This is a genomic window from Pseudomonas sp. HD57-3, assembly GCF_056113135.1.
Genome location: NZ_CM148568.1, coordinates 21,690 through 39,220, shown reverse-complemented (window position 1 = coordinate 39,220; position 17,531 = coordinate 21,690). Strand labels below are relative to the sequence as shown.

Here is a 17,531-nt window from a genome sequence, read left to right as displayed (position 1 = left end):
CGAATTGAAGCTCCGCAGCTCGATATCAATGAATTTAAGCCGACTGGCAGCAAAGGCGCAGGATTGTAGCGCAGTGCGGCAGATGCGCCCAAACACACGGTGTGACAAAGGGCTGCAGGCCGTCGGCGAAGCGCGTTTCAGGGCCTTCGGTCGTCGGCCGGATTTTTTAACGAGTGCCCAGGCGCGGTGCGCGGCTCTATAATGCTCCGCAGTTTTCCGTCCCCAGTACAGGTATCTCCTATGAAACGTCCAAGTGGTCGCGCTGCCGATCAGCTCCGCTCGATCCGCATTACCCGCAACTACACCAAACACGCCGAGGGATCCGTACTGGTCGAATTCGGTGATACCAAAGTCATCTGCACCGTCAGCGTCGAAAACGGCGTGCCGCGTTTCCTCAAAGGCCAGGGCCAGGGTTGGCTGACCGCCGAGTACGGCATGCTGCCGCGCGCCACCGGCGAGCGTAACCAGCGTGAAGCGAGCCGTGGCAAGCAGGGCGGTCGTACCCTGGAAATCCAGCGCCTGATCGGCCGTTCCCTGCGCGCCGCGCTGGACATGTCCAAGCTGGGCGACGTCACCCTGTACGTCGACTGCGACGTGATCCAGGCCGACGGCGGTACCCGCACCGCGTCGATCACCGGCGCCATGGTTGCGTTGGTCGATGCACTGAAAGTGATCAAGAAGCGCGGCGGCCTGAAAGGCGGCGACCCGCTCAAGCAAATGATCGGCGCCGTTTCCGTGGGCATGTACCAGGGCGAGCCGGTGCTGGATCTGGACTATCTTGAAGATTCTGCCGCCGAGACCGACCTCAACGTGGTAATGACCAGCACCGGTGGTTTCATCGAAGTGCAGGGCACCGCCGAAGGCGCGCCGTTCCAGCCTGAAGAGCTGAACGCGATGCTGGAGCTGGCCAAGAAAGGCATGAACGAGATCTTCGAACTGCAAAAGGCTGCACTGGCCGACTGAGCAGGTTCTTAACCCGCAAGGAGGACGCGATGAGTGATGAGCAAGAGTTGCTGCCCAAGCCGAGCCAGGAGGTTCGCCAATGGGCGATGTTTTGTCACTTGTCCGCCTTGCTGGGGATCTGGATTCCGTTTGGCACGCTGATCGGGCCGCTGGTCCTGTGGCAGATGAAGCGCGAGACCGATCCCTTCATCGACGCCCAGGGCAAGGAAGCGTTGAATTTCCAGATCACCGTGGCGATTGCTTCGATGGTCTGCTTCGTTCTGATGCTGTTGCTTATCGGGTTCGTGTTGTTCGGCCTGCTGGCCATTGCGGCGCTGGTGTTGACGATTATCGGCGGAGTGAAAGCCAGCGAAGGCTTCCCTTATCGTTATCCGTTCACCTGGCGGTTGATCAAATAACGAACGATCGCCCACAAAAAAACCGACAGTGAAGTCGGTTTTTTTGTGTCTGCGAAAGGCCGCTTAGATGGTCAGCGTCCAGTCGTAGTCGACGATCAGCGGCGCGTGCTGCGAGAACCTAGGCTGACGCGGCAGGCGTGCACTGCGCACGAAGCGCCGCAGGCCCGGAGTCAGGATCTGGTAGTCGAAGCGCCAGCCCAGATTCAGCATCTCGGCCTGTTCGTTGTCCGGCCACCAGCTGTACTGGTCGCCTTCGCGGCTGACTTCGCGCAGGGCATCTACGTAGCCCATGTTGCCGACAATCTCGTCCATCCAGGCGCGTTCCGGCGCGAGGAAACCCGGGGATTGCTGGCTGTCGCGCCAGTTCTTGATGTCGAGCTTCTGCTGCGCGACGTACAGCGAGCCACAATAAATGTACTCGCGACGTTTGCGCCGCTGTTTGTCCAGGTACTTGCCGAAGTCGTCCATGAGCTTGAACTTCTGGTTCAAGTCCTCATCGCCGTTCATCCCCGAAGGAAGCAGCAAGGTGGCAATACTGACTTTGTCGAAATCTGCTTGCAGGTAGCGCCCGTAGCGGTCGGCCGTCTCGAATCCGAGACCGCTGATGACAGCCTTCGGTTGCAACCGCGAATACAAAGCCACGCCGCCTTGGGCAGGGACTTCAGCATCGCAGGCATAAAGGAAGTAGCCATCCAGTTGGAAGGCTGGGTCGTCCAGTTCAAAGGCGGAGGCACGGGTGTCCTGCAGGCAGATGACGTCGGCATTCTGTGCCTGCAGCCAACTGAGCAAACCGCGCTCGACTGCAGCCTGAATACCATTGACGTTCACACTGATGATCCGCATAAATGGCCCCAAAAATCGCGTGCGTGTATGATACACGGCGTCAAGCTAATTAGCTAAATCCGTGGTATTTGGGGTTTTTTTCATGCAAGCGTATCAGCGCGATTTCATTCGTTTTGCCATCGATCGCGGCGTTTTGCGCTTCGGTGAGTTCACCCTGAAGTCCGGGCGCACCAGTCCTTACTTCTTCAATGCCGGCCTGTTCAACTCGGGTTCCGCGCTGGCGCAGCTGGGTCGTTTCTACGCCGCAGCCATCGCCGAGAGCGGCATTCCGTTCGACGTGCTGTTCGGCCCGGCCTACAAAGGCATCCCGCTGGCGGCAACCACTGCCGTGGCGCTGGCCGAACACCACAACCGTGACCTGCCATGGTGCTTCAACCGCAAGGAAGCCAAGGCCCACGGCGAGGGCGGCAGCCTGGTTGGCGCACCGCTGACCGGCGAAGTGCTGATTATCGACGACGTGATCACCGCTGGCACCGCGATCCGTGAAGTGATGCAGATCATCGCTTCCCAGGACGGCGCCAAGGCTGCCGGCGTGCTGATTGCCCTGAACCGTCAGGAGCGCGGCAATGGCGAGCTGTCGGCCATCCAGGAAGTCGAGCGTGATTTCGGCATCCCGGTCATCAGCATCGTGTCGCTGAACCAGGTGCTGGAATTCCTGGCAGACGACCCGCAGCTCAAGCAGCACCTGCCGGCCGTTGAAGCCTATCGCGCCCAGTTCGGCGTCTGATCGCAGCTTCAGGCAAAAAAAGACCCCGCTCAGCCAGGCTGAGCGGGGTCTTTTTGTTTGCGCGAGCGCTTATGGGCGCTTGCGATTGCTGATCAGCGTACCCACACCGGTGTCGGTGAAGATTTCCAGCAGGATCGCGTTCGGTACACGGCCGTCGATGATCAGCGAGCTGCCCACGCCGCCCTGTACCGCTTCCAGCGCGCAGCGGATCTTCGGCAGCATGCCGCCGTAGATGGTGCCGTCGGCGATCAGGTCGTCGACTTGCTGGGTGCTCAGGCCGGTCAGTACGGTGCCCGACTTGTCCATCAGGCCGGCGATGTTGGTCAGCAGCATCAGCTTCTCGGCTTTCAGCGCTTCGGCAACCTTGCCGGCCACCAGGTCAGCGTTGATGTTGTACGACTCGCCGTTTTCACCCACGCCGATCGGCGCGATCACCGGGATGAAGTTGCCTTTGACCAGCAGGTTCAGCAGTTCGGTGTTGATCCCGACCACTTCGCCCACATGGCCGATGTCGATGATTTCCGGCTGGGTCATCTCTGGGGTCTGGCGGGTGACGGTGAGCTTCTTCGCACGAATCAGCCCGGCGTCTTTACCGGTCAGGCCGATGGCGCTGCCGCCGTGACGGTTGATCAGGTTGACGATGCTTTTGTTGACCTGACCGCCGAGGACCATTTCCACCACGTCCATGGTCGCGGCGTCGGTGACGCGCATGCCGTCGACGAAGTGGCTTTCGATCGACAGGCGCTTGAGCAGATCACCGATCTGCGGGCCACCGCCGTGCACGACCACCGGGTTGATGCCCACGGCCTTCATCAGCACGATGTCGCGGGCGAAGCCGGTTTTCAGCTCCTCGCTTTCCATCGCGTTGCCGCCGTATTTGATCACCAGGGTCTTGCCGACGTATCGGCGGATATAAGGCAGCGCTTCGGACAGGACCTTGGCAGTGTTGGCGGCGGCATCGCGTTCGAGGGTCATTCAGGGCTCCGGGTGAATCAGCAATCAGAACGGTAGTTGGAGATCAGGTGCAACGCGTTTCAGTTGGGCATGGAACACAGCCTTGATGCGCTGCAGTTCCGCCTCGTCATCGGCCTCGAAGCGCAGCACCAGCACCGGTGTGGTGTTGGACGCGCGCACCAGGCCCCAGCCTTTGGCGTAGTCGACCCGCACGCCGTCAATGGTGGTCAGGTCGGCGCCTGGGCCCCACTGCGCATCGTGCAGTGCATCAATGATGCTGAATTTGCTCTCTTCGGTCACATGGATATTGATTTCCGGCGTGGAAATATCGTTCGGGAAGGTCGCGAACAGCTCCTCGGCCGAAGATTTTTCCTTGCTGAGGATTTCCAGCAGCCGTGCGGCGCTGTAAATGCCGTCGTCGAAACCGAACCAGCGTTCCTTGAAGAAAATGTGCCCGCTCATTTCGCCGGCCAACAGCGCGCCGGACTGTTTCATTTTCTTTTTGATCAACGAGTGACCGGTCTTCCACATTAGCGGCCGACCGCCATATTCCTTGATCAGCGGGATCAGGCGACGGGTGCATTTGACGTCGAAGATGATCTCCGCGTCCGGGTTGCGCGCCACCACGTCACGGGCGAACAGCATCAGCAGACGGTCCGGGAACACGATGGTGCCGGTGTTGGTCACCACGCCGACGCGATCGCCGTCGCCGTCGAAGGCCAAGCCGATGTCAGCATTGGTTTCCTTGACCTTGGCGATCAGGTCGACGAGGTTTTCAGGCTTGCCCGGATCCGGATGGTGGTTCGGGAAGTTGCCGTCGACTTCGCAGAACAGCGGGATGACTTCGCAGTTCAGCGCTTCGATCAGTTGCGGGGCGATCACACCGGCCGCGCCGTTGCCGCAGTCGACCACGACTTTCAGGCGCCGGGCCAGTTTGATGTCCTGGACGATTTCGGTGTTGTAGCGGTCGAGGATCTCGACCTGAGTCACGCTGCCCGTGCCGCTGCTCAGGTTGCCGGTCTTGAGGCGCTCGTGCAGGGCCTGGATCTGCTCGTTGGCGAGGGTGTCGCCGGCGATCACGATCTTGAAGCCGTTGTAGTTCGACGGGTTGTGACTGCCGGTGAGCATCACGCCGGATTTACCGGCCAGCACGTTGGCGGCGTAGTACAACGCAGGCGTCGGCACCAGGCCGACGTCGCTGACATGGCAGCCGCTTTCGGCGATGCCTCGGATCAGTTCGGCAACCAGTTCCGGACCGGACAGACGGCCGTCACGGCCGACGGACACATTTGGTTCGCCTTGGGCCAGGCTCTGGGAGCCGATGGCGCGACCGATCCAGTAGGCGGTTTCGGCATTGAGGAATTCCGGCACGGTGCCGCGAATGTCGTAGGCGCGGAAGATGCTGTCGGGAAGCTTCGGGGCGACTTGGGCGGGGGTGCTCATCTGCGAAAATGCTCCATCTCGAAAGTGGCTGGACACACCGACGACTCATTCGACGGCAAGCTCAAACTGAAGGGTATGACGGCGGTTTTCACAGAGAGTTCGTGGTGTGAAAGGGCCATGACGCCTTGTGCGGCGTGGCTTTGGCCAGCCAATGCCTTGATTTTCAGCGGTAAAGCTTCCAGATGATTCTGCGTATTTTTATGGCGAGAGAGCAGGCTCCCTCGCCACAAAACCAATCACTTGGTGCCGGAATGGCCGAAACCGCCAGCGCCGCGCTCGGTCTCGACGAACTCTTCGACCATTTCGAAGTGCGCCTGCACCACTGGCACCAGCACCAGCTGCGCCAGGCGCTCGCCGACCGGCATGGTGAATTCGGTCTGGCCACGGTTCCAGCAGGACACCATCAGCGGGCCCTGGTAGTCGGAGTCGATCAGGCCGACGAGGTTGCCCAGCACGATGCCGTGCTTATGGCCCATGCCCGAACGCGGCAGGATCAGCGCGGCGAGATTCGGATCGCCGATGTAGACCGACAGACCGGTGGGGATCAGCACCGTTTCACCCGGCTTGATCACGATGTCCTCTTGCAGCATGGCGCGCAGGTCGAGGCCGGCGGAGCCCGGTGTGGCGTATTGCGGCAGCGGGAATTCGGTACCGATGCGTGGGTCGAGGATCTTGGCTTGCAAAGCGTGCATGTAAATTAAACCTGGTTCAGACGTTCGGCGATAAAAGTGACCAGTTGGCGAGCGATCTTGCTCTTGCTGGTCTGGGCGAAAACCGTGGCGTGCAGCGCACGGTCGATGACGCTGCAGGCGTTTTCTTCGCTGTTGAAACCGATGCTCGGGTTGGCGACGTCGTTGGCGACGATCAGATCGAGGTTCTTGTCCTTCAGCTTGCGTGCAGCGTAGTCGAGCAGGTGTTCGGTCTCGGCGGCGAAGCCGACACTGAACGGACGGTCGGGACGGGTCGCGATGGTGGCCAGGATGTCCGGGTTACGCACCATTTGCAGGACGAAGCCGTCACCGCTCGTAGGGTCTTTCTTTAATTTTTGCGGGGCGACGACTTCCGGACGGTAGTCCGCGACCGCCGCCGAGGCGATGAAGATGTCGCAAGGAATCGCGGCTTCGCACGCGGCGAGCATGTCGCGGGCGCTGACCACGTCGATCCGGGTGACCCGATCCGGCGTCGGCAGGTGTACCGGGCCGCTGATCAGGGTCACGCGGGCGCCGGCTTCCACCGCCGCTTCAGCCAAGGCGAAGCCCATTTTGCCGGAGCTGTGGTTGGTGATGTAGCGCACCGGGTCGATGTTTTCCTGGGTCGGGCCGGCGGTAATCACCACGTGCTTGCCGGTCAGTGCCTGACGCTGGAAGCAGTCCGCCGCGAGCTGGGCCAGATCGGTGGCTTCCATCATGCGGCCCATGCCGACGTCGCCGCAGGCCTGGCTGCCCGAGGCCGGACCGAAGGTCTTCAGACCACGGCTTTCAAGGAGTTGCAGGTTGGCCTGGGTCGCCGGATCCCGCCACATGGCCTGGTTCATGGCCGGAGCGACAGCGACGATGGCGTCGGTGGCCAGCACCAGCGTGGTCAGCAGATCGTTTGCGATGCCTTGGGCCAGACGGGCGAGCAGGTCGGCGGTGGCCGGGGCGATCAGCACCAGATCGGCCCATTTGGCCAGTTCGATGTGGCCCATCGCGGCTTCAGCAGCCGGGTCGAGCAAGTCCAGGTGAACCGGGTGGCCTGACAGGGCCTGCATGGTCAGCGGGGTGATGAATTCGCTGCCGCCACGGGTCATGACCACGCGCACTTCGGCGCCCTGATCGATCAGGCGGCGCACAAGGTCGGCGCTCTTGTAGGCAGCAATACCGCCGCCGACGCCCAGAACGATGCGTTTCCGATACAGCCGCTGCATAGGTCTGCCTTTCATTTCGTTGGTGACATACGTGGCGAAACCCCCTCCCCAGGGTGAATTCGCCCGCAAAAAAGATGGGCTACGATATCACAGCGACCGCTACGGAACAGCGGCGCCCACAGACAAGGAAGGTGTATGAGTATTCGCGATTGGCCGGCGGCGGAAAGGCCGCGGGAGAAGCTGTTGGAACAGGGCTCGGGAAGTCTTTCCGATGCCGAATTGCTGGCGATTTTTCTACGGACTGGCGTATCCGGTAAAAGCGCGGTGGATCTGGCACGACACTTGTTGAGTCAGTTCGGCAGTCTGCGTGCGTTGCTGGAGGCTGATCTCGGGGCGTTCAGCGAGCAATTGGGCCTGGGGCCGGCGAAGTTTGCCCAACTGCAAGCTGTGTTGGAGATGGGGCGGCGACATCTGGCCGAGCGCATGCGCCAGAAAACGGCGCTGGAGAATCCACAGGTGGTACGTGATTACCTCAAAGCCATGCTGCGCCACGAGCCGCACGAGGTTTTCGGTTGCCTGTTTCTGGATTCCAAGCATCAAGTGCTCACCTTCGAGGCTCTGTTTCGCGGCTCGATCGACAACACCGCCGTGCATCCCCGCGAAGTGGTGAAGCGCTCGTTGGCCAATAACGCGGCGGCCGTGATCCTGTGCCACAACCATCCGTCGGGGAACAGCGATCCGAGTCAGGCTGATCGATTATTGACCAAACGCTTGCAGAAGGCTTTGGAGTTGATCGACGTGCGGGTGCTGGATCACTTCATCGTTGGCGATGGTGAACCGTTGTCGATGGCGGAGTGTGGTTGGATGTAATTGAGATTCTGAAAGCGAGGCGGGCCCCTGTGGGAGCGAGCAGGCTCGCTCCCACAGGGGATTTGTGTGGTGGCAGGTTATTTGAGGGTGACCTTGGAGTAATCCTGCCGCCCAAACGGGCTTACCGAATAACCCTGCACGTCCTTACGCGTCAGCGCATACGCCGTCGGATGCGCCAACGGCAGCCACAGCGCCTGCTGCTGGATCTGCGCCTGCGCCTGTTCGTAAAGCTTGGTGCGCACACCTTGCTCGCTGGTGGTCTTGCCGGCGCTGATCAGTTTGTCCAGGTCGGCGTTGCAATAGCGGGCGAAGTTGGTGCCGGATTTCACCGCCGCGCAGGAAAACTGCGGGGTCAGGAAATTGTCCGGGTCGCCGTTGTCGCCGGCCCAGCCCATGAACAGCAGGTCATGTTCGCCAGCCTTGGCGCGGCGGATCAGCTCACCCCATTCGATCACGCGGATTTCTGCCTGAATGCCGATTTCCGCCAGATCGGATTGCAGCAATTGCGCGCCGAGGCTCGGGTTCGGGTTCAGCAGGCTGCCGGACGGGCGGGTCCAGATGGTGGTCTGGAAACCGTCCTTCAATCCAGCCTTGGCGAGCAGTGCCTTGGCCTTGTCCACGTCGTGGGCGTAACCCGGCAGGTTTTTCGCGTAGCTCCAGGTATTCGGCGGATACGGACCGTTGGCGGCTTCGGCGGTGTCTTCGAATACAGCCTTGAGGTAGTTGGCCTTGTCGAAGGCGAGGTTGATCGCCTGACGCACTTCCGGTTTGTCCAGCGGCGGATGCTGGCTGTTGATGCCAACGAATGCGGTCATGAACGCGTCAGTCTTTTCGACTTTCAGCGTCGGCTCCTGCTTCGCCGCCTGTACGTCCAGCGGTTTTGGCGACAGGGCAATCTGGCACTCGTTGCGCCGCAGCTTTTGCAGGCGCACGTTGGCGTCCGGGGTGATGGCGAAGATCAGCGGGTCCACCGCAGGCTTGCCGCGGAAGTAGTCCGGGTTGGCCTTGTAACGGATCGACGCGTCTTTCTGGAACCGGGTGAACACGAACGGGCCGGTGCCGACCGGCTGGCTGTTGAGCTTGTCGGTGGCATCGGCCTTCAGCAGTTTGTCGGCGTATTCAGCAGAGTAAATGGATGCGAAACCCATGCTCAGGGTGGCCAGGAACGTCGAGTCCGGGTGATCGAGGGTGAAGCGCACGGTCAGCGGGTCCAGCGCGTCGATCTTCTTGATCAGGCTCGGCAACTGCATCGACTGGGCGTGCGGGAAGCCGCTCTGGGCGACTTTGTGCCACGGGTTGGCCGGGTCGAGCATGCGGTCGAAGCTGAACTTGACGTCTTCGGCGGTCAGTTCGCGGGTCGGCTTGAAGTAGTCGGTGGTGTGGAACTTCACCTGCGGGTGCAGCTTGAACACGTAGGTCAGGCCGTCGGTGCTGACTTCCCAGCTGTCGGCCAGGCTCGGGACGACCTTGCCGCTGGCGGTGTCAAAGTCCACCAGGCGATTCATCAGCACGTCGGCCGAGGCGTTGGTGGTGGTCAGCGAGTTGTACTGCACCACGTCGAAGCCTTCGGGACTGGCCTCGGTGCAGACGCTCAGGGCGGCGGCCTGGGCCAGTGGACTCAGTAACAGCGGGGCGAAGAGCAGGGGGAGGGCAGCGAGGCGCATGGTCGGCTTCCTTTACAGATCGAAGGCCCATCTGCAAGTGCAGTCTGGAAAAGGTCTACCCTAGTGGTCGCGATTGCAAATGACTATCCCCTTTTTGCATTTTCGGGGCTGCTGGGCGGATGATTTGTCGGAAGAGACGGCAGGAAAAGTCTCGATCGCGGGTATGATCGTTTTTCTTCGACGAATGGTAAAAATTGCCGGCAGCCTTTGCCCAAGCCGCTTGCGGCCAGAAAAAGCGGCTTTTTAGCCATTCTTTGCACACGGAAAGTTGTTGCTCCCTGGTCTTTCTGGTATAAAGCAGCGCTCTTTTCTAGGGGCCCGGTTCCTTCGCTTGTAGGTGTAGCCGGTAAGACCTCTAAAGAATCGCGGCGCCTGGCGCCACAATGACTAGAGATTAAGCGGCCAACCCATGCCGGGTTGGGCATGTGGTTTTAGAGGGCTGAGGCATGTCTAGAGTATGTCAAGTTACCGGTAAGGGTCCGGTGACTGGGAACAACATTTCCCACGCAAACAACAAAACCCGTCGTCGTTTCCTGCCGAACCTGCAGCATCACCGCTTCTGGGTTGAAGAAGAGAAACGTTTCGTACGCCTGCGCGTTTCCGCCAAAGGCATGCGTATCATCGACAAGCGTGGCATCAGCGTTGTGCTGGCCGAGCTGCGTCGCGACGGCAAGGTTTAAGGGAGCTAATCATGCGTGAATTGATTCGTTTGATCTCGAGCGCCGGTACTGGTCACTTCTACACTACCGACAAGAACAAGCGTACTACTCCGGACAAAATCGAGATCAAGAAATATGATCCGGTTGTTCGCAAGCACGTGATCTACAAGGAAGGCAAAATCAAGTAATTGATTTTTCCCGACTTACGAAAAAGGCCCGTATCTCACGATACGGGCCTTTTTTGTTACGCGTGATTCAGTGCAGTCGACTCACGCTCCAGCTGGTCTTGTCCGGTTGATCCGAGGCTTCAGGCTTTTTGTTCGTTGGAGCGATCAATTTCGATCACGTCGATGTTGCCTTGAGCATCAAGGTGAACTGTCAGGCGTCCCGGGCTGAGATCTGCGGTGAGATACCCGGTACCACCGCGTACGTCCCGGCCGGTCAGCTCGGCAAGATAAGCTTTGACGCTGGCTACGTAGCGACTGCCAATCATATGGCGTACCTGGTGAGTTACTTGTTCATTGTTCATGTTCGCATTTCCTTTGCGTGATTGAGACGTTCATTGGCTGAACTCACCAAGTGTGTGGCCGACTTCGGAAGGAGCTGCGGTATATAGTTATTTTTTGCGCCCGCGGTGCTTCCCTGTGCGGATCACCGTGCAACCCTTGCGAAAAGGCCCGTATCTGAAAATACGGGCCTTTTTTGTTGCCAGATGATCAACCGCAGATCAGTTCATCGATCTCATTGCGTTCGTTGACCAGTACCCTGATCCGGTCAGGTTTGGGCAGGAGATTGAACAGATCCTCCGGCCGTTCCAGCCGATGCTTTTGCACCCCGGCTGCAATACGGATGGCGCTCAGGGTTTCAGGGGTTGCGAGTTGGCCGACAGCGAATTGCGCGGCGTTGATATTGCAGAAATCAGGCACGGTGCCTCCTTGCGTTTCATTCGGTTGGAAGCGCTCGCCGGTCAGTCCTGCCGAGACATCCTGCCTCGGTAGGAAATTGCCCGATGTATGAGCGCTGCCGCGAAGTTTCACTCAGAAGCACTGCACGCGTCTTACTCGCGTAGTCACCACTTGTGTCGGATCAGGCCTTCTGTTCGAAGATCACATAGACCTTGCGGCAAGCCTCCAGCACTTCCCAGGTGCCACGGAAACCGGCCGGAATCACGAAGCGGTCGCCGACGCGCAGGGTCTTGGCATTGCCTTCACTGTCACGCAGCACCGAAACGCCCTGCAGGATTTCGCAGTATTCGTGCTCGGTGTAGTTCACCGTCCACTGCCCGACCGCACCTTCCCATACACCGACACCCATCTGCCCACAAGGGCTGTCGTACTGATTGAACACCGCTTGCTCGGGATCGCCCTTGAGCACTTTGGCCGGGTCCGGGCGATAGCGTTCGGCTTCGGTTGTGGTCAGGCTGATGTCGACGACGTTCTGGATGTTCATTGTTGTTTTCTCCCGTGATGACGGCGCGATGGCGTGAAAGGGCCAAAGTCTATGTTGATTAAATTGAACGCCGCAAGGCCGTATGGCGAGCTTATGTCAAATATATTGAAACAACCCCGGCCGCTGGTTTAGGGTGGCGGATGCCTTGGGCCGAAAAGCAGGCTGGCCGGGCAGTATTCCTGAGGACGACCGCGACGATCGCGGCGCTCGTATTGAACAAGAGGAGGACACTCGAATGACCACCCTGACTCGTGCCGACTGGGAACAACGCGCCCGCGACCTGAAGATCGAAGGCCGCGCCTACCTTAATGGCGAGTACACCGATGCCGTCTCCGGCGAGACCTTCGAGTGCATCAGCCCGGTCGATGGCCGTCTGCTGGGCAAGATTGCCAGCTGTGACGCCGCCGACGCCCAGCGCGCCGTGGAAAACGCCCGCGCCACCTTCAATTCCGGCGTCTGGTCGCGCCTGGCGCCGACCAAACGCAAAGCCACCATGATCCGTTTCGCCGGCCTGCTCAAGCAGCACGCCGAAGAACTGGCCCTGCTCGAAACCCTCGACATGGGCAAGCCGATCAGCGATTCGCTGTACATCGACGTGCCGGGCGCTGCGCAAGCGCTGAGCTGGAGCGGTGAGGCGATCGACAAGATCTACGACGAAGTCGCCGCTACGCCGCACGATCAACTGGGTCTGGTGACCCGTGAGCCAGTCGGCGTGGTCGGGGCCATCGTGCCGTGGAACTTCCCGCTGATGATGGCCTGCTGGAAACTCGGCCCGGCCCTGTCGACCGGTAACTCGGTGATCCTCAAGCCATCGGAAAAATCCCCACTGACCGCCATCCGTATCGCCGAACTGGCGGTCGAGGCCGGTATTCCGAAAGGTGTGCTGAACGTGCTGCCGGGCTATGGCCATACCGTCGGCAAGGCGCTCGCTCTGCACAATGATGTCGACACCCTGGTGTTCACCGGTTCGACCAAGATCGCCAAGCAACTGATGATCTATTCCGGCGAATCGAACATGAAGCGCGTCTGGCTGGAAGCCGGCGGCAAGAGCCCGAACATCGTGTTTGCCGATGCACCGGATCTGCAGGCCGCCGCCGAATCCGCCGCCAGCGCCATCGCCTTCAACCAGGGCGAAGTCTGCACCGCAGGTTCCCGTCTGCTGGTCGAGCGTGCGATCAAGGACAAATTCCTGCCGATGGTGATCGAAGCGTTGAAAACCTGGAAACCGGGCAACCCGCTGGATCCGGCCACCAACGTTGGCGCGCTGGTCGACACTCAGCAGATGAACACCGTGCTGTCCTACATCGAGTCGGGCCACACCGACGGCGCCAAACTGGTGGCCGGCGGCAAGCGCATTCTTCAGGAAACCGGTGGCACCTACGTCGAGCCGACGATTTTCGACGGCGTGAGCAACGCGATGAAAATCGCTCAGGAAGAGATCTTCGGCCCGGTGCTGTCGGTCATTGCCTTCGACACGGCCGAGGAAGCGATCAACATCGCCAACGACACGCCTTACGGTCTGGCGGCAGCGGTCTGGACTCAGGACATTTCCAAGGCGCACCTGACCGCGAAGGCCCTGCGTGCCGGCAGCGTGTGGGTCAACCAGTACGACGGCGGCGACATGACCGCACCGTTCGGCGGCTTCAAGCAGTCGGGCAACGGCCGCGACAAGTCGCTGCACGCTTTCGACAAATACACCGAGCTGAAGGCGACCTGGATCAAGCTGTAAATCGCTGAGGGAGCCTGCCGAGGCGGGCTCCCGAACGATACAAAGATCCCTGTGGGAGCGAGCTTGCTCGCGAAAGCGGTGTATCAGTCAGCACATTTGCTGAATGTGAAACCGTTATCGCGAGCAAGCTCGCTCCCACAGTGTTTTGTGGTGCATATAAAAATTATCCACAGGAGCGTGGACCATGCGTTGGGCGACGTATTTCGCCGTGTTGGCGTCTGTCTTGAGTGTTGGCCTGGCCCTCGGTGTCAGCATGCCGCTGGTGTCGTTGCGCCTGGAGGGCTGGGGCTACGGCTCGTTCGCCATCGGTGTGATGGCGGCAATGCCGGCCATTGGCGTGTTGCTGGGGGCAAAGATTTCCAGTCATCTGGCCGCGCGCTTCGGCACCGCGAACCTGATGCGCCTGTGCCTGTGGGCCGGGGCACTGTCCATCGGCCTGCTGGCGCTGCTGCCGAGTTACCCGATATGGCTGGTGCTGCGGCTGATGATCGGGGTGATCCTGACCATCGTGTTCATCCTCGGCGAGAGTTGGATCAATCAACTGGTGGTCGAGCATTGGCGCGGACGACTGGTCGCTCTGTATGGCAGCAGTTATGCGTTGAGCCAACTGTCTGGTCCGTTGCTGTTGGGCGCACTCGGCACCGATCACGATTACGGTTTCTGGGTGGGTGTCGGTCTGCTGATCGCTTCGCCGTTTCTGCTGCTGGGTCGCAGTGGCGCGCCAAGCAGCGAGGCCAGCAGCGTGACCTTCGGCGATCTGTGGGGGTTCGCTCGTGAACTGCCGGCAATCGCCTGGGCGGTGTCGTTGTTCGCCGCGTTCGAAGCAATGATCCTGACGCTGTTGCCGGTGTATTGCCTGCAACAGGGCTTCACCGCCGAAATTGCGCTGGCGATGGTCAGCACCGTGGTGGTGGGCGATGCGCTGCTGCAATTGCCCATCGGTGCACTGGCCGATTATCTGTCACGGCGGACCCTGTTCACCGGCTGCGCCGTGGTGCTGATGCTGTCGAGTCTGGCGATTCCGATGTTGCTCGACACTTTGCTGATCTGGCCGCTGTGGGTGCTGTTCGGCGCCAGTGCCGGGGGCCTGTTCACCTTGTCATTGATCCTGATCGGCGAGCGCTACCGCGACGATGCGCTGGTGCGCGCCAACGCGCATGTCGCGCAGCTGTGGGGCGTTGGTTGTCTGATCGGGCCGTTGATGGCGGGCGCGGGCAGTCAGTGGATCAGCGGGCATGCGTTGCCGTGGCTGATGGCGGCCGGTGCCTTCGGGCTGGTGATTCTGCTGTCGCGGCAAGGGGCGTTCGGCAAGGTGCCGGAGCCCGCTTGATAAGCCGGTTGGAGCGGGCTGCTACAGCATCCGCTCCAGTCCCACGGTGGTGCTGAACCACGCATTGAAGCGCCGCCACCAACTGCCGGGCTCCTTGGTCAGCGTGTGCATCTGGCCATTGTCCTCGGTGACCCACACCACTTTTCCGTCCTGCAGTTTCGCTTCGTAGCTGAGCGCCGGCGCCATGCCTTGCAAGGCCAGCTCGCGCACATGGGCTGCCAGTTCAGGACTGTCCACCAATACGCCGACTTCGGTGTTCCACAGCACTGAGCGCGGGTCGAAATTGAACGAGCCGATGAACGATTTCTTGCCGTCGAAGATCATCGCCTTGCTGTGCAGGCTCGAATCCGAGCCGCGATAGGACTTGCTGTAAAACAGGTGCGGGCCGCTGCCGTCGTTATCCCCGGGCTGGCGCCGCAGCTCAAACAGCTTCACGCCATGTTCCAGCAACGCCTTGCGATACGGCGCATAACCGCCGTGCACCGCCGGCACGTCGGTGGCTTCCAGCGAGTTGGTCAGCAGGCTCACCGACACGCCGGCATCGGCCCGGCCGGTCAGGTAGACCAGCCCTGGCTGCCCCGGCACGAAGTAGGCAGAAATCATCACCAGTTCTTTGCTGACACCGGTCAGCTCCGGTGCCAGTTGGGTCGTCAGCAGCAGTTGCGGATCGGGTTCGCCCTTGGCCAGCACCTTGCTCGGCGCATCCCACAGCGCCTGGTTCCAGGCCCAGATCAGCTCCTTGCGCCAGATGTCCATGCGCGGGTCGGTGCGGTAGGTCATCAACTGCTGATACAGCGCGTGATTCTGTTTGCGGGTTTCTTCGAGTGATTCTTCCAGGCGTGTGCGGGTGTTCTGCAGGTCTTTGGCCGAGGGTTTGCTGGAAAGGAATTCGTCGATCGGCTTGCTCAGGGCGCTGTTCCAGTACTGGTCGAAACTGTGCCCGAGCTGTTCGGCGACCGGCCCGACACTGAGCATGTCGATATCGGTGAAGTTCAGGTTGGGCTCGGCATCGAAGTACTCGTCGCCCAGGTTGCGCCCGCCAACGATGGCCGCGCTGTTGTCCGCCAGCCACAACTTGTTGTGCATCCGCCGGTGTTGCAGCGATAGGTTGAACAGCCGCCCGGCCGCCCGGGTCACGCCGGTGCTGCGCCCCAGGTGCAGCGGATTGAACAGGCGGATCTGGATCTGCGGATGTGCCGCCAGGGTGGCGATGATCAGGTCGAGGCCGTCGCTGGTGGTGTCGTCCAGCAGGATCCGCACCCGCACGCCACGATCGGCGGCCTTCAACACTTCCTCCACGAGCATTCGCGTACTGATGCCGTCATGGACGATGTAGTACTGCAAATCGAGGCTGCGTTGCGCGTTGCGGATCAATTCGGCGCGGGCGGTGAAGGCTTCGGTGCTATTGGACAGCAGACGAAAGCCGGACTGGCCCTTGTAAGGCGCCGCCTGGGCCTGGATCGAACGGCCGAACGCGGAGTCGGACGCCGGCAGCGCCTGGCTCGGTTCGCGCGGGACATCCAGCGAGGCGCACCCGGCGAGCAGCAGGACGAACATCAGTGCAAATGGCAGGGAATGTCTGGGGCTCAAGTCGGGTCGTTCCGGGTGTGGGCGAGGTCAGGAGTATGGCACGGCGCACGCCGTCTGTTGCCTGTTCGAAAAGGGCAATCAATCCGATCCCTGAAGCAGAGCGGTTTGTAGTTCGTGGCTGTCGGCAGGAGGCCGTTTCTTAAACAAGTCGAGGATTTTTCCGGCTGACGTCAGCTACGGCCCGCAGCGATTTTTCCAGTGCGCAATACACTCTCGCCTTACATCACTGCCGGGAGGCAATCGGAATAATGACAACGCTGATTCTGAAGCAGGACGTTTCCTGTTTTTCAGCAGAAGAAGCGCAGCTGGCTGTCATCTTTCGATTCTTATGGAGTGAGAATTTTCATGCGCAAGACCTTTCGTGCAATCGCTGTCGCAAGCGCCCTGTGTCCGGCACTGGCCATGGCCGATGGTGCAGACCTGACCATCACCGGCACCATCATCCCGACCTCGTGTACGCCGTCCTTTGCTGACGGTAATACGGTCGAGTTAGGGGACATCCCCGCCGGGTCACTGAATCGCGACCGGCAGACCGAGCTGCAAACCCGCAATGTAACGCTGAGCATCCGTTGTTCGGCAAATGCGCCGATGGCCATCAAAGTGCATGACAACCAGGCACATACCCAGCTGCCCGGTATCGTCGTGGATGGCACCGATTGGGCGATGTACATCTACGGAATCGGACAAGTCGCGGGCGCCAAGATCGGTGGCTACGGCCTGCGATACGGTACACCCACCGTCGATGGCAAGCCTTCGATGATCATGTACAAGCAAGGGGGCATGGCCAACTGGGACACCCCCGATACGGCCACGCTGGTCGGAAAAAATGCGGATGGCGGCAATCTTCGCTATTCGTGGGGAGGATCCCTGGCCGCAGGCCCGACGCCGGGCGTCGTGCACATCTTTCCCATGACGCTGGTGCCGGTCATCGGCCCGTCCGCGAATCTGCCGATTACTTCTGAAATCGCGCTCAACGGCTCGGCAACGTTCGAGCTGCTCTACCTCTGACAGAACGCGCAACGCGCCAATCATCGACAGGCACCGGTCGCTTCCGGGGCCTGTCCTT

Annotated in this window: 18 protein-coding genes and 1 pseudogene; 9 read left to right on the top strand and 10 right to left on the bottom strand. The window is 60.6% G+C overall.

Translation table 11 applies throughout. The annotated features are described in order from the left end of the window. The first annotated feature begins 240 nt into the window (after positions 1 to 240). Both rph and AC0R79_RS00190 read left to right on the top strand, forming a co-directional pair. On the top strand, positions 241 to 963 hold the full coding sequence (gene rph / locus AC0R79_RS00195; RefSeq protein WP_003229494.1) for a ribonuclease PH: 723 nt from the start codon (positions 241 to 243) through the stop codon (positions 961 to 963). 29 nt (positions 964 to 992) lie between these two features. After that, positions 993 to 1,361: a DUF4870 domain-containing protein gene (locus tag AC0R79_RS00190; protein WP_474732685.1), complete on the top strand. Its 369-nt coding sequence runs from the start codon at positions 993 to 995 to the stop codon at positions 1,359 to 1,361. A gap of 63 nt (positions 1,362 to 1,424) precedes the next feature. Here AC0R79_RS00190 and AC0R79_RS00185 read toward each other — a convergent pair whose 3' ends face one another. After that, positions 1,425 to 2,204 carry an exodeoxyribonuclease III gene (locus AC0R79_RS00185; protein ID WP_007920349.1) on the bottom strand — a complete coding sequence of 260 codons (780 nt, stop codon included), beginning with the start codon at positions 2,202 to 2,204 and terminating at the stop codon, positions 1,425 to 1,427. A gap of 82 nt (positions 2,205 to 2,286) precedes the next feature. On the opposite strand from AC0R79_RS00185, the gene pyrE reads away from it, so the two are divergent. Next, complete coding sequence (gene pyrE / locus AC0R79_RS00180; protein WP_007954442.1) at positions 2,287 to 2,931, top strand: orotate phosphoribosyltransferase; 645 nt, start codon at positions 2,287 to 2,289, stop codon at positions 2,929 to 2,931. A 69-nt stretch (positions 2,932 to 3,000) separates the two neighbouring features. On the opposite strand, the gene argB is transcribed toward pyrE, so the two are convergent. The 4 genes and pseudogenes from argB to coaBC all read right to left on the bottom strand — a co-directional run bounded on the left by argB (position 3,001) and on the right by coaBC (position 7,234). Continuing rightward, the gene (gene argB / locus AC0R79_RS00175) at positions 3,001 to 3,906 is read right to left on the bottom strand and encodes an acetylglutamate kinase (protein WP_007954443.1); all 906 of its coding nucleotides are present in this window, start codon (positions 3,904 to 3,906) and stop codon (positions 3,001 to 3,003) included. Positions 3,907 to 3,930: 24 nt separating this feature from the next. After that, positions 3,931 to 5,307: pseudogene (locus AC0R79_RS00170) on the bottom strand (phosphomannomutase/phosphoglucomutase); the annotation flags it as partial. A gap of 257 nt (positions 5,308 to 5,564) precedes the next feature. Further along, positions 5,565 to 6,020, bottom strand: coding sequence for a dUTP diphosphatase (gene dut, locus AC0R79_RS00165; protein ID WP_007954445.1), 456 nt, complete (start codon positions 6,018 to 6,020; stop codon positions 5,565 to 5,567). A gap of 5 nt (positions 6,021 to 6,025) precedes the next feature. Further along, positions 6,026 to 7,234 carry a bifunctional phosphopantothenoylcysteine decarboxylase/phosphopantothenate--cysteine ligase CoaBC gene (coaBC, locus tag AC0R79_RS00160; RefSeq protein ID WP_085606127.1) on the bottom strand — a complete coding sequence of 403 codons (1,209 nt, stop codon included), beginning with the start codon at positions 7,232 to 7,234 and terminating at the stop codon, positions 6,026 to 6,028. A gap of 135 nt (positions 7,235 to 7,369) precedes the next feature. Between coaBC and radC the strand changes: the two genes are divergently transcribed. Further along, positions 7,370 to 8,044 (top strand): RadC family protein, encoded by a 675-nt coding sequence (gene radC / locus AC0R79_RS00155; RefSeq protein ID WP_127800635.1) that lies wholly within the window; start codon positions 7,370 to 7,372, stop codon positions 8,042 to 8,044. A gap of 77 nt (positions 8,045 to 8,121) precedes the next feature. Here radC and AC0R79_RS00150 read toward each other — a convergent pair whose 3' ends face one another. After that, complete coding sequence (locus AC0R79_RS00150; RefSeq protein WP_007954449.1) at positions 8,122 to 9,708, bottom strand: ABC transporter substrate-binding protein; 1,587 nt, start codon at positions 9,706 to 9,708, stop codon at positions 8,122 to 8,124. Positions 9,709 to 10,154: 446 nt separating this feature from the next. On the opposite strand from AC0R79_RS00150, the gene rpmB reads away from it, so the two are divergent. Continuing rightward, entirely contained in the window at positions 10,155 to 10,388 is a 234-nt protein-coding gene (gene rpmB, locus AC0R79_RS00145; RefSeq protein ID WP_003177273.1) for a 50S ribosomal protein L28, read from the top strand. Positions 10,389 to 10,399: 11 nt separating this feature from the next. Continuing rightward, positions 10,400 to 10,555: a 50S ribosomal protein L33 gene (gene rpmG, locus AC0R79_RS00140; protein WP_003177274.1), complete on the top strand. Its 156-nt coding sequence runs from the start codon at positions 10,400 to 10,402 to the stop codon at positions 10,553 to 10,555. A 119-nt stretch (positions 10,556 to 10,674) separates the two neighbouring features. Here the strand turns inward: rpmG and AC0R79_RS00135 are convergent, their stop codons facing one another. The 3 genes from AC0R79_RS00135 to AC0R79_RS00125 all read right to left on the bottom strand — a co-directional run bounded on the left by AC0R79_RS00135 (position 10,675) and on the right by AC0R79_RS00125 (position 11,816). Continuing rightward, complete coding sequence (locus tag AC0R79_RS00135) at positions 10,675 to 10,896, bottom strand: hypothetical protein (RefSeq protein ID WP_085606120.1); 222 nt, start codon at positions 10,894 to 10,896, stop codon at positions 10,675 to 10,677. Between the two features lie 187 nt (positions 10,897 to 11,083). Next, positions 11,084 to 11,404, bottom strand: coding sequence for a hypothetical protein (locus tag AC0R79_RS00130; RefSeq protein ID WP_474732681.1), 321 nt, complete (start codon positions 11,402 to 11,404; stop codon positions 11,084 to 11,086). Between the two features lie 49 nt (positions 11,405 to 11,453). After that, entirely contained in the window at positions 11,454 to 11,816 is a 363-nt protein-coding gene (locus AC0R79_RS00125; RefSeq protein ID WP_085606116.1) for a cupin domain-containing protein, read from the bottom strand. Between the two features lie 235 nt (positions 11,817 to 12,051). Between AC0R79_RS00125 and AC0R79_RS00120 the strand changes: the two genes are divergently transcribed. Then, complete coding sequence (locus AC0R79_RS00120; RefSeq protein ID WP_474732679.1) at positions 12,052 to 13,545, top strand: aldehyde dehydrogenase; 1,494 nt, start codon at positions 12,052 to 12,054, stop codon at positions 13,543 to 13,545. A gap of 184 nt (positions 13,546 to 13,729) precedes the next feature. Then, positions 13,730 to 14,875 carry an MFS transporter gene (locus AC0R79_RS00115; RefSeq protein WP_007954456.1) on the top strand — a complete coding sequence of 382 codons (1,146 nt, stop codon included), beginning with the start codon at positions 13,730 to 13,732 and terminating at the stop codon, positions 14,873 to 14,875. A gap of 21 nt (positions 14,876 to 14,896) precedes the next feature. Here the strand turns inward: AC0R79_RS00115 and AC0R79_RS00110 are convergent, their stop codons facing one another. After that, positions 14,897 to 16,432: a phospholipase D family protein gene (locus AC0R79_RS00110; protein ID WP_433899878.1), complete on the bottom strand. Its 1,536-nt coding sequence runs from the start codon at positions 16,430 to 16,432 to the stop codon at positions 14,897 to 14,899. A 378-nt stretch (positions 16,433 to 16,810) separates the two neighbouring features. Here AC0R79_RS00110 and AC0R79_RS00105 point away from each other — a divergent pair, with 378 nt between their 5' ends. Then, a complete protein-coding gene (locus tag AC0R79_RS00105; protein WP_085606112.1) occupies positions 16,811 to 17,473 on the top strand; it encodes a DUF1120 domain-containing protein in 663 nt (220 codons plus the stop codon). Positions 17,474 to 17,531: the final 58 nt, after the last annotated feature.

What these genes read in the sequence shown, in the direction of transcription:
- rph (WP_003229494.1), top strand. Translation starts at nt 241, where the DNA reads ATGAAACGTCCAAGTGGTCGCGCTGCCGATCAGCTCCGCTCGATCCGC.
- AC0R79_RS00190 (WP_474732685.1), top strand. Translation starts at nt 993, where the DNA reads ATGAGTGATGAGCAAGAGTTGCTGCCCAAGCCGAGCCAGGAGGTTCGC.
- AC0R79_RS00185 (WP_007920349.1), bottom strand. Translation starts at nt 2,204, where the DNA reads ATGCGGATCATCAGTGTGAACGTCAATGGTATTCAGGCTGCAGTCGAG.
- pyrE (WP_007954442.1), top strand. Translation starts at nt 2,287, where the DNA reads ATGCAAGCGTATCAGCGCGATTTCATTCGTTTTGCCATCGATCGCGGC.
- argB (WP_007954443.1), bottom strand. Translation starts at nt 3,906, where the DNA reads ATGACCCTCGAACGCGATGCCGCCGCCAACACTGCCAAGGTCCTGTCC.
- dut (WP_007954445.1), bottom strand. Translation starts at nt 6,020, where the DNA reads ATGCACGCTTTGCAAGCCAAGATCCTCGACCCACGCATCGGTACCGAA.
- coaBC (WP_085606127.1), bottom strand. Translation starts at nt 7,234, where the DNA reads ATGCAGCGGCTGTATCGGAAACGCATCGTTCTGGGCGTCGGCGGCGGT.
- radC (WP_127800635.1), top strand. Translation starts at nt 7,370, where the DNA reads ATGAGTATTCGCGATTGGCCGGCGGCGGAAAGGCCGCGGGAGAAGCTG.
- AC0R79_RS00150 (WP_007954449.1), bottom strand. Translation starts at nt 9,708, where the DNA reads ATGCGCCTCGCTGCCCTCCCCCTGCTCTTCGCCCCGCTGTTACTGAGT.
- rpmB (WP_003177273.1), top strand. Translation starts at nt 10,155, where the DNA reads ATGTCTAGAGTATGTCAAGTTACCGGTAAGGGTCCGGTGACTGGGAAC.
- rpmG (WP_003177274.1), top strand. Translation starts at nt 10,400, where the DNA reads ATGCGTGAATTGATTCGTTTGATCTCGAGCGCCGGTACTGGTCACTTC.
- AC0R79_RS00135 (WP_085606120.1), bottom strand. Translation starts at nt 10,896, where the DNA reads ATGAACAATGAACAAGTAACTCACCAGGTACGCCATATGATTGGCAGT.
- AC0R79_RS00125 (WP_085606116.1), bottom strand. Translation starts at nt 11,816, where the DNA reads ATGAACATCCAGAACGTCGTCGACATCAGCCTGACCACAACCGAAGCC.
- AC0R79_RS00120 (WP_474732679.1), top strand. Translation starts at nt 12,052, where the DNA reads ATGACCACCCTGACTCGTGCCGACTGGGAACAACGCGCCCGCGACCTG.
- AC0R79_RS00115 (WP_007954456.1), top strand. Translation starts at nt 13,730, where the DNA reads ATGCGTTGGGCGACGTATTTCGCCGTGTTGGCGTCTGTCTTGAGTGTT.
- AC0R79_RS00110 (WP_433899878.1), bottom strand. Translation starts at nt 16,432, where the DNA reads ATGTTCGTCCTGCTGCTCGCCGGGTGCGCCTCGCTGGATGTCCCGCGC.
- AC0R79_RS00105 (WP_085606112.1), top strand. Translation starts at nt 16,811, where the DNA reads ATGCGCAAGACCTTTCGTGCAATCGCTGTCGCAAGCGCCCTGTGTCCG.